Here is a 529-nt window from a genome sequence, read left to right as displayed (position 1 = left end):
TCCAGGAGGAGGGGCCGCTGACCGCCACTCAGCTCAAGGCGATGACCGGGCTGTCCCGCCCCTCGGTCGCCGATCTCGTCGAGCGGCTCACCGGCGCCGGTCTGATCGAAGTCGTGGGGGAGTCGGGAGAGCAGCGCCGCGGGCCCAACGCCCGGGTGTACGGGATCGTCGCCCGCCGCGCCTACCTGGCGGCCCTGGACGTACGGACGGACAGTGCGACGGCGGTCGTCGCGGACCTGCTCGGCCGCCCGCTGGCCCAGGCCGCGCTCCCGGTGGACGCGGTGGACGAGGCGGTGGACGTGCTGGAGGCCCTCGGCCGGGAGGCGGGCGCGGACGGACTGCACACGGTGGTGGTCGGCGCCCCCGGTCTGGTGGCCCCGGCCGGGGAGCTGCGCAGTACGGCCGGACTGCCCGCCTGGCACCGGGACCTGGTGGCGGCGCTGCAGCGGCGGTTGCCGGCCGCGGTGGTGGTGGAGAACGAGACCAACCTGGCGGCCCTCGCCGAACAGCGGGTCGGCGCGGCCCGGGA

The 529-nt window shown here is 76.7% G+C and carries 1 protein-coding gene; it reads left to right on the top strand.

All coding sequences use genetic code 11. From position 1 onward, the window contains the following. On the top strand, positions 1-529 hold a 529-nt coding region (locus G3I78_RS47455), incomplete at both ends, for an ROK family protein (protein ID WP_164436825.1).

Source organism: Streptomyces sp. SID13726 (assembly GCF_010548375.1).
In the GTDB taxonomy this organism is placed as follows: domain Bacteria; phylum Actinomycetota; class Actinomycetes; order Streptomycetales; family Streptomycetaceae; genus Streptomyces.
This window is presented reverse-complemented; position numbering and strand designations above follow the sequence as displayed.